This window comes from Myxococcus hansupus (genome assembly GCF_000280925.3).
GTDB lineage: Bacteria > Myxococcota > Myxococcia > Myxococcales > Myxococcaceae > Myxococcus > Myxococcus hansupus.
On record NZ_CP012109.1, the window covers coordinates 3015257 to 3024474 of the forward strand.

Annotated in this window: 9 protein-coding genes; 3 read left to right on the forward strand and 6 right to left on the reverse strand. The window is 66.9% G+C overall.

Annotated features, from left to right (window positions below; genetic code table 11):
• The first annotated feature begins 4 nt into the window (after positions 1–4).
• Positions 5–1018 carry a phosphotransferase enzyme family protein gene (locus A176_RS11985; RefSeq protein ID WP_002638702.1) on the forward strand — a complete coding sequence of 338 codons (1014 nt, stop codon included), beginning with the start codon at positions 5–7 and terminating at the stop codon, positions 1016–1018.
• A gap of 106 nt (positions 1019–1124) precedes the next feature.
• Here A176_RS11985 and A176_RS11990 read toward each other — a convergent pair whose 3' ends face one another.
• From A176_RS11990 to A176_RS12000, 3 genes are all read right to left on the reverse strand, one after another.
• Positions 1125–1922 (reverse strand): immunity 49 family protein, encoded by a 798-nt coding sequence (locus tag A176_RS11990; protein ID WP_002638701.1) that lies wholly within the window; start codon positions 1920–1922, stop codon positions 1125–1127.
• Positions 1923–1934: 12 nt separating this feature from the next.
• Positions 1935–2450, reverse strand: coding sequence for an imm11 family protein (locus A176_RS11995; protein WP_002638700.1), 516 nt, complete (start codon positions 2448–2450; stop codon positions 1935–1937).
• 201 nt (positions 2451–2651) lie between these two features.
• Complete coding sequence (locus A176_RS12000) at positions 2652–3644, reverse strand: NmrA family NAD(P)-binding protein (protein ID WP_338042826.1); 993 nt, start codon at positions 3642–3644, stop codon at positions 2652–2654.
• Between A176_RS12000 and A176_RS12005 the strand changes: the two genes are divergently transcribed.
• Positions 3562–4464: a LysR family transcriptional regulator gene (locus A176_RS12005; RefSeq protein ID WP_002638698.1), complete on the forward strand. Its 903-nt coding sequence runs from the start codon at positions 3562–3564 to the stop codon at positions 4462–4464. The two genes, A176_RS12000 and A176_RS12005, sit on opposite strands and share 83 nt — an antisense overlap.
• 10 nt (positions 4465–4474) lie before the next feature.
• On the opposite strand, the gene A176_RS12010 is transcribed toward A176_RS12005, so the two are convergent.
• Entirely contained in the window at positions 4475–6298 is a 1824-nt protein-coding gene (locus A176_RS12010) for an AsmA family protein (RefSeq protein WP_002638697.1), read from the reverse strand.
• A 250-nt stretch (positions 6299–6548) separates the two neighbouring features.
• On the opposite strand from A176_RS12010, the gene A176_RS12015 reads away from it, so the two are divergent.
• Positions 6549–6878 (forward strand): YnfA family protein, encoded by a 330-nt coding sequence (locus tag A176_RS12015; RefSeq protein WP_002638696.1) that lies wholly within the window; start codon positions 6549–6551, stop codon positions 6876–6878.
• 17 nt (positions 6879–6895) lie between these two features.
• Here the strand turns inward: A176_RS12015 and A176_RS12020 are convergent, their stop codons facing one another.
• Both A176_RS12020 and A176_RS40530 read right to left on the reverse strand, forming a co-directional pair.
• Positions 6896–8641 (reverse strand): fatty acyl-AMP ligase, encoded by a 1746-nt coding sequence (locus tag A176_RS12020; RefSeq protein WP_002638695.1) that lies wholly within the window; start codon positions 8639–8641, stop codon positions 6896–6898.
• Positions 8642–8682: 41 nt separating this feature from the next.
• A complete protein-coding gene (locus A176_RS40530; RefSeq protein WP_420811434.1) occupies positions 8683–9207 on the reverse strand; it encodes an MFS transporter in 525 nt (174 codons plus the stop codon).
• Positions 9208–9218 lie beyond the last annotated feature (11 nt).

Consider the following 9218-nt stretch of genomic DNA (forward strand, 5'->3'; position numbering starts at 1 on the left):
TTCAATGCACCCAGAGCTCGTCCGCCGCTTCCACGAACCGATTCGCGATGAGGCCGCGCGCCGGTATGGCCTGTCGCCCGAGCAGCTCACCGAGCTCACGGCCTTCGAGAACTTCGTCTACGAGGCGGAGAACGACGACGGCGAGGGCCTCATCTTGCGCATCTCGCACAGTACGCGGCGAACGATCGACTACACGCTGGGGGAGGTCGAGTTCGTTCGCTATCTGGCGGCCGCGCGCATTCCCATCGCCTCGCCGGTCCTCTCCGATTCGGGGCAGTTCGTGGAGCGGATTGAAGACCGCGAGCCCGGCGGCTACTTCGTCGCCACCGCGTTCGAGCGCGCGCCGGGCATCGTCTTCGACGACGCGCCTCCGCTCAAGGAGCGCTACTGGAAGCCGCCCCTGTTCCGCGACCTGGGCCGGCTGTTCGCGCGGCTCCACAACCGCGCGCAGAGCTACGCGCCTTCGAGCCCCAAGCTCAAGCGACAGGAATGGCATGAGTACGACGTGGTCGACATCAATCGGTTCGCGCCTCCCGAGGAGACGCTCGTTCGTGAGCGCACCGCGGCGATCATCGCGCGATTGAACCAGCTACCGCGAACACCGGAGAGCTACGGGCTGATCCACGCCGATCTCCACATGCACAACTTCTGCTTCGCCGAAGGGAAGGTCACCGCGTTCGACTTCGACAACTGCGAGTACGCGTGGTTCGTCAAGGACATCGCGGTGCTCCTCTTCTACATCGCGCGAGGCGAGGAGAGAGAGGCGCGCGACGCAGCGGTTGCTGCGTTCCTGGGGCCGTTCCTCGAAGGGTATCGGGAACTCCGACGGATGGATCGTGAGTGGCTCGCGGCCGTGCCGGACCTGCTCGCGCTCCAGCGTTCGATGAACTACGCGCTGTTCCACCAGTATCGTGACCCGGCCGTGCTCGACGAGAGCACGCTCGACCGGTGGGGGCGGTTCCGGCGCGACATCGAAGCGGACACGCCCGTCCTGCAGCTTGATTTCACGAGCTTCTAGGCAGAACAGGGATGGGGCCGCACAAGGCCTACGGCGCCAGAGCGAAGGCAATGGCAATCGCCTCCTCGCTGAAGTGCTTGCGTGCGGAGACCGCCCACGGCGGAGGCTATTCCTCCAGCGGAATGAGCGGGAAGGCCAGTGGCTTGTAGGGCGCGTGGTCGACGCGTCGTACGAGGCCCGGGCAGAACCGATACTCCGGCTGTGTCTGAAGCCCGATCCGGCCGGCGATTTGGAGGAGGGCGAGACCCTCGACCATGACTTGCCGGTTGGGCTCGAAGGTGGCGTCACGCGCCAGGATGGACTTCTGCTGCTTCTTCATCTGTAGCTCATGGTCAACGAGCAGGCCGTCGAAGGATGCATCGAACGCGTTCTGGTCCTTGTTCAGGAGTGCGCGGCACAGGTCCAGCCGGACGCTCATGCCGCCTTCGAGCGCCTCCTCGAACTGGTTGAGCGCGTCGTTGAGCCCGGTCGTGTCCAATGCCTCGAAGTTCGTGAACAGGTACAGGAAGCGGGCATAGGCGAAGTCGTCTTCGTACTCCTCACCCTGAAGGTGGGTGTCCGACGCAAGCGTGGCGATCTTCCGGGCCAGCTTCCATTGGGCGGCGGTGACCGCGTCGAAGAAGGGGCCCACGGCGCTGGCGCCGCGGTGGGGCGACGCGAAGTTCCCTTCTGTCTGGCAGCGCTCCAGGAAGTATTGGCGCGCCAGGGCGGACTGGATGAGCCAATGGAAGAACATGTCGATGTTCGCCTCCCTGAGCAGGAGGCTGATGCCCAAGGCGCGGTACTGGTGCGACAGCTTCAAGCAGAGGCCGCCCAGGTGCTGGCTCGGGATCTTGTCGGAGGCGGTCTCCGCCAGCATTCGCGTGTAGGAGGCGATCTCCTCGGGCAATTCCTGGATGGACATGTGCAGGGGTCGTCAGTACTTGAAGAGGGATGGGTCCGTGAACTTGATGCCCGTCAGTCCAGCAGAGCGGATCTTTTCGACGAGGTCTTCGCGGAACATGGGCGCGTAGGGGAAGTATCTCGGCCGGAAAAGAGAGACCTCCGGGTCGATGCGGCGCTCGTCCAAGACGAACTGGCTGATGCTGCTGAGGAGGTCCGGGTCGAAGGCATTGCGCTCACAGACGGTCTTCTCGAAGTCGATGCAGTCCTGCAGCGTCACTTGATGGAGAATGTGGAAGGGGCCCTTCTCCTTGCGGCCCTTGTGATTGAGGATCGTCACCGGGAGGAACTCGTTGTTCTTCATGCCGATGGCGTCGAGTGTCTGGCGTGTCCGCTCTGAGACCACTAGAAGACTGGTGAGTTCGACGATGAAGTCCTCCGTGCGGATGTCATCCGGGAAGTCCTCGTCCATCTCGAAATAGGCATCCGCTGAGGAGTCGCTTGCGCGCGAAATCCCGTCGAAGAGTTCGAAGTCTCGCTCGAAGTCCATGAGTGACTTCAGTTGACAGGCTCCTCGCCCAGCGTCCGCTTCTCCGATGAGGTATCGCATGGTGGAGCCAGCCTACCCCCAAGACGAATGACATCTCATTGGCGCCGAACGTGTGAAAGGTGAATCCCTGCCTGTGCAATGAGAGCCGGGCAGGGGCTTCATCTTCACGTGGAGCGGGCTTTTTCAGGCCCACTTCATTCTTTATGACTTCAGCCGGTCTTCGGCATAGCGCTCAAAGGGGCGTGCCGGGTGGCCAGTCATTGCCGGGACTGTGTCGGTGACAGGGGCGGACCACTGTTCACGCACGGCGGCGAAGAGCGCGGCGAGCATCCCGGCGTAGGGCGCGTCGAACCCGAAGCCACGCATGCGCTGAATGAACGCTTCCTCGGTGAGCGCGACGTACTCCAAGGGCTTGCCCAGGGCGCGCGAGGCGATGGCCGCGGCTTCGTCGAACCCCAGCGCCTTCGGGCCCGTGAGCGTGAGGCCCTGTCCGTCGAAGCGGCTCGTGGTGAGCGCCACCGCTGCGGCATCCGCGATATCCCGTGCGTCGATGAAGCTCGTCTTCCCCGTGCCCGCAGGCAGCGGGAGCTTCCCGGCGTGGACGTCCTGGCTCCACATGAGGTGGAAGTTGTCCGAGAACCAGTTGGGCCGGAGGATGACGAAGGGGACGCCCGAGCGCTCCACCTGCAACTCCACCTGTCTGTACGGGGTGGCCTCCTCCGCCTCCGTGCCCATGGCCGACTGGAGGACCATCTTCACACCACGCTCGGCGGCCGCGCGGATGACGGGGCCTAGGTAGGCGAGGACCTCGACGCTGTCCGCGGGCATGATGAGGTAGGCGGCATCGATTCCGTCCAGCACGGCGGGGAGTTGCTCGGGCTGCGTGAAGTCGAAGCGGACGGCTTCCGCGCCTGGGAGGGCGGTGGCCTTGCGAGAGAGGGCCCTGACCTGATGGCCCTGCTTCACCAGGAGGGGGACCAGGAGCGAACCCACGGTGCCAGTCGCTCCGAACACTGCGATGCGTTGAGTTGTCATGCCCGTCAAAGTACGGAGATGACGCCTTTCACGGCAGTCGCCGCCTTCGCGAATCAACTTTAAGCTGCGCTTCAACATGGACGACCTCAAGCGCATGGCGCTCTTCGCTGAAATCGCGCGCGCCGGCTCCCTCAGCGCCGCGGCCCGGCATTTGCGCATCAGCACCTCCGCTGTCAGTCAGCAGCTCCGCATCCTGGAGGAAGACTTCGGCGTCATCCTCGTGCGGCGGTCGAACCGGAAGCTCACCCTCACGGATGCAGGCGCGCGCTTCGCCTCACACTGCCGGGAAATGGTGGAGGTGGCCGAGCGGGCACGCGAACAAATCTCGCTCGCGCGTGACACCCCCGCGGGTGAGCTGCGCATCGCCCTGCCGCTGGGGCTCGCGAGGTATGTCGCGCCCGCGTTGACGCCGCTGCTCGCGAAGCACCCGAACCTGAAGCTGCGCCTCGAAGCGGATGACGGAATGGTCGACCTCATCGACGAGCGCATCGACCTGGCCTTGCGCGCGGGGAAGCTGGCGGACTCTTCCTGGGTGGCCCAGCCGCTCTGCTTCGTGCATCTCGCCCTGTGCGCCTCGCCTGACTATCTCAAGCGCGCCGGGCGTCCCCGCACACCCAGCGAACTGCCCGGATACGATTGGCTCGCGGCCGTGTCGGATGGCCGGACCTTCACGGTCGACCTGCAGGGGCCCTCGGGGGAGAGCCGGTCCGTCCAGGTGGTGCCGAGAAACTCGTCCAACAATCAAGTCACCCTCCACCAGATGTGCGCGGCGGGGCTGGGCCTCTCGCGCTGCATCCTGGTCGACGTGGATGACGATGTCCGGCAGGGCCGGCTCGAAGTGCTCCTGCCGGAGTGGCGGCTGCGCCCGTTGCAGCTCTGGGTCGTCACGCCCAGACGCTCGGGGCAGCCCGCGAAGGTGCGCCACGCCATCGACGCCATCCGGAGCTACTTCCGCCACCAGCCCGGCATCTCCGTCTGAGCCTTCGCCGTCAGCGGAACGGCGGCGCGGGCTGCTTCGCGAACCATTGCTTCGCGTTCAGCAGGTGGACGTTCGGACCGCCCGGTTTGAACTCGATGCCGCCGGTGACGATGCCCAGCTTCGCCAGGAGCGCGCCCGTGAGTCGGCCCTGCACGAGGTCCAGGTGCCCTTCCAGGGAGAAGTTCTCACCGTCTGCCTTCAGTTCGCGAAGCTGCAGGCCCTGGTCATCAACCTGCACGCGGCCGTTGATGGAAACGTTCTGGATGTTGAGCACGGAGGTCAGGAGCGCGGGCAGGTTCTTGGCCGAGGTGAGCAGGGCGACCATGGGCTGCGTGTCCGTCAGCTTGCTGGAGAAGCGCGCCGACAACACCGTGGGCGACAAGGACAACCGCGCCTGGGGCAGGGTGAAGACGCCGCTCCAGGCGCGGATGGGCACAGGCCCATTCGTCGAGACATTGGTCAGCCGCACCGTCGTCCCTGTCAGCGACAGGGACTTCGTGTCCCACGACAGGTTGCGAGCGTCCACGTCCGCTTCCGCGCGCAGCAGGACCTTGATGTCGCCCATGCGGCCGGTCACGAGGTCGGAGTCCACGCTGAGCCGCAGCGAGTCCCGTGGCTTCGATGCCTTCGTCCGCTCCGGGCTCTGCACCGTCATGGAGCCCGATTCAATCTCAATTGTTCGCGCCAGCCAGGGATTGAGCATCTTCAAGTCCACGGGCCGGCTCTTCGCCACGCGCAGGTCTGGCTCCAACTGCCAGTCCGAGTGCTCGGCGCCGCGAGTCGCGAGGACCGTGAGGATGATTTCAGGCACCTCCGCCCCCGTGCCCTCGGGGCCGGAGACGCGCACGGGCGCGAGCGCGAGCCGCAGCGTCGCCTGACGCACGTCAACGCTCCTCGCTTCCATCGAAGCCGCGACGCTCCAGGGCGCCCGGGCGCGGATGGGCCCGGCCCTCACGTCCAGCTCCGCGCCCGCGGCTTTGATGCGCGTGCCGTTCGCCACCGCATTCCCTTGGAGGCGCAGGTCCAGGTCCAGCTTGCCGCCACCGCCTCGGAGCGACACGGCGGAGCGCGTGCCCAGGTGCTCGTTCAGCCAGTCCAGCGGGAGCAGCTCCATCTCACCCTGGATCCGCGCGCTGAGTGCCTGGGAGAGGTCCCAGCCCTTCTCCTCGGTGAAGGGGACGTCGAGCTGGGCCGTCGCCTCCAGCCGCTCCAGCCGGGTCACCGGCTTCATGTCGACCTCCATGAAGCCCGTGTTGACGCGGATGGTGGGCGTCTCGACGTGGACGTGGTCGCGACCTTTGATGTCGAGCAGGCCCTGGACGTCCAGGTCTCCCACGAAGCGGACCCGGCCGAAGTTCAGCTCGCGGACCTCGTGGACCGTGACGTCCGCGAGCTGGATGACCCACGGTTGATAGTCGGGGCCGGGCGAAGGTTCGTCCTCGATGCCGTAGGACGGCTCGATGCGGAACTTCGCTCCCTTGCCGTTGATGCGCTGGACGTCCACGCGCTTGCGGAGCAGCGCGGTCAGCGACACGTTGGCATCCAACGTGTCCATGTTCACCTGCCACCACTGATGCTTGTTCTGCTGGGTCAGGGTGAAGTCGCTCAGATGGAGCTGGCCGAAGGGCCAGAGCCACCACGCGCGTTTCCAGGCGAGCTCGGTGCGGCTCGTCGACCGGGCCATGATGGTCTGGACCACGCCCAGGTTGAGCGCGACGTTGATGGCGACTTCCAGGAGCAGGACGAACCCCAGCCCCCACAGCGCGGCGCGCCGCCATCGCTTCCGACGAGGGGCTGCGTCGTCCTGGACCTCTGGCGTCGGGAAGAGCGTCATGTCGCGGGTACCCGGTGGATGGACCCAGGGGCGCGATGTGGGCCGCTCCCAGGCTGCGCGGGTGCTGTCTCCCGCCCACCTTCGGGATGCCTCACCCGCCTCGCGTTCACAAGGCGTCAGCGTGGCAAGCAGGCGTATTCGCGGCCGGAGTGTCCGAGGGTGAGCCGATGTGGACGCCCCATCTCTGGACTGGGAATGGGCGCGGAGGGGTGGAAGGCTCGCCAGCCCCTCTTCCAAGAGACTTCACATCGTGCACCTGCTGTACGCCTTCGGGCTCTTCGTCCTCACCGCCGTCGCCGAGGTGGTGGGCTGCTACCTGCCGTACCTCTGGCTGCGGCAGGGCAAATCGCCGCTGCTCCTCGTGCCCGCGGCGGGGAGCCTCGCGCTCTTCGCGTGGCTGCTCACGCTGCATCCGACAGGCGCGGCGCGCACCTACGCGGCCTACGGCGGTGTGTACATCGCGGTGGCGCTCGTCTGGTTGTGGCTCGTGGAAGGGGAGCGGCCCACGACATGGGACCTCGTGGGCGCGCTCGTCGCCATCCTGGGGATGGCCATCATCGTGCTCGGCCCCCGGCGGTAGCGGAGACCGTCACACCGTCACTCCGGCCAGCGCTGGAGGCTGCCGTCCTGGTACTTCGCCTTGCACGCGCGCCGTTGGACCTTGCCGCTGGACGTCTTGAGGACCTCGCCCTGCTGGAGGAGGACGACCTCGCTCACGTCCACGGAGTGCCCCGCGGCCACGGCCTGGCGAATCTTCTTCTGAAGCTGGGCTGGGGCCACGGTGTTCGGCGTCTCGCCGCTCTCCGATGCCGAGTAGCGCGAGCTGACCTCGAGCAGGACAACCAGCCGCTCGCCTTCGGGGTGGTCCACGGAGAACGCCACGGAGCAGCCAGGACGGAGCGCCTCGTGCTGACTCTCGGCGGTCAGCTCGAGGTCCTGCGGGTAGTGGTTGCGGCCGTCGACGATGATGAGGTCCTTGATGCGGCCCGTGACGTACACCTCGCCGTCCACCATGAAGCCCAGGTCGCCGGTGCGCAGGAAGGGGCCTTCCTCGCTGCCCTGGATGCGGGCCTGGAAGGTCTCCGCGTTCGATTCCTCGCGGCCCCAGTAGCCATGGGTGACGTGGGGGCCGGCGGTCCAGATTTCGCCCACCTCGCCCGGCGCGCACGCCACCAGCGTGTCCGGCTTCACGATGCGGATGAGGCTGTCTCCCCAGCTTCGCCCGGAGCTCGCGAGCGTCCGCGCGTGGGGGCCCGGCTGAGTCGGCACGGCGCGGTTCTGCTCGAGGGTCGTCGCCTCCACGGTGAGGGTGCGCGGCAGGTCCGAGACGACGCCACCCGAGACGAACAGCGTCGCCTCCGCCAGACCGAAGCAGGGATAGAAGGCCTCCGGCCGGAAGCCCGCGGGGGCGAAGGTCTTCGCGAACTGCTCCATCGTGTCCGCGCGCACGGGCTCGGCGCCATTGAACGCGACGCGCCACGAGCTCAGGTCCAGCGACGCGAGCTGCTCGGGCTTCACCTTCCGCGTGCAGAGCGCGTAGCCGAAGTTGGGCCCGCCGCTCGTGGATACGCGGTACTTCGTGATGGCGGACAGCCAACGGATGGGGCGTTGCAGGAAGGCCCACGGCGACATCACGACGGCGTGGGAGCCCAGGTACATGGACTGGAGCACGATGCCGATGAGCCCCATGTCATGGTAGAGCGGCAGCCAGCCACAGACGGTGGTCTCTTCGGAGTGGCTGAAGCCTTGCTGAATCATCCCCTCGTTGGACATGAGGTTCCGGTGCAGCACCATGACGCCCTTGGGCGTCGAGGTGGAGCCCGACGTGTACTGGAGGAAGGCGAGTGAATCACCGGTGATGGCGGGGCGCTTCCAGCCGTCCTCCAGGCCCTCCTCCAGCGCGTCCGTGGCAATCCAGCGGATGTCCTTCAGCACGGGATAGGCCTCGGCCATGGCCTGGACGCTCTCCAGGATTTCGCGCGTGGTGAGCGCGAAACGCGGCTTCGCGTCCTGGAGGATGGCGAGGATGCGGTTGACGGCCTGGAGCTGCGTGGGGGGATAGGCGGGCACCGCGGTGACGCCCGCGTACAGGCTGCCGTAGAACGCGGCGATGTAATCCAGTCCGGGCGGGTAGAGCAGCAGGGCCCGTTCTCCGGCGCCCTTGTGCTCCTGGAGCGCGGCACCGATGGCGCGGGCGCGGCGATCCATCTCGCCATAGGTCCAGACGGTCTCCTGATTCTCTCCGTCCTCGAGGAAGGTGTACGCGCGGGCCTCGGTCTGGTTCGAGGCACGCCAGCGCAGCACGTCGGTCAGGGTCTGCAAGGAACGGCTGGGACTCGGCACGGCGGGTCTCCTGGGGGTGTCTTGTCGAAAGGGATGGGACTTCAGGGGCTCACCGCGGGCTCGGCGGAAGGCGCCTCCTGCGGCTGGGCCTCCAGCTCGCGCAGTGGGCGGTAGAGCGTGGACAGCAGCGTCACGAGGAGCGTCAGGGCTCCCGCGATGAAGAACATCAACGCGATGCCTCGGCCCGGTCCTTCTCCGAGGAATGCGCCCAGCAGGGGAACCAGCGCGCCGCCAGTGGCCATGGCCGGCTCGAAGACGTGGTCCGCGAGCGGGCCGGCGACGGTGTACGCCAGCGGCAACATGGCGCCGGTGATGGTGCTGGTGACGGCGAAGACGCGGCCTCGCATCGCCAGTGGCACGGTGCGCTGGAGGATGGCCTGGCTGGAGCCGTTGATGATGGGCAGGCCGAAGAAGAACGCGAAGGCGACGCAGGCCAGGACGGGGATGGACATGGCCAGCCCGACGCAGATGAGCGCGAGGCCGCAGGTGAACTGGAAGCCGAGCACGCCGTGTACCAGCCGCTTGGGACCGCCCCACGCGCTGATGACCAGACTGCCCGCCAGCATGCCCAGGCCGC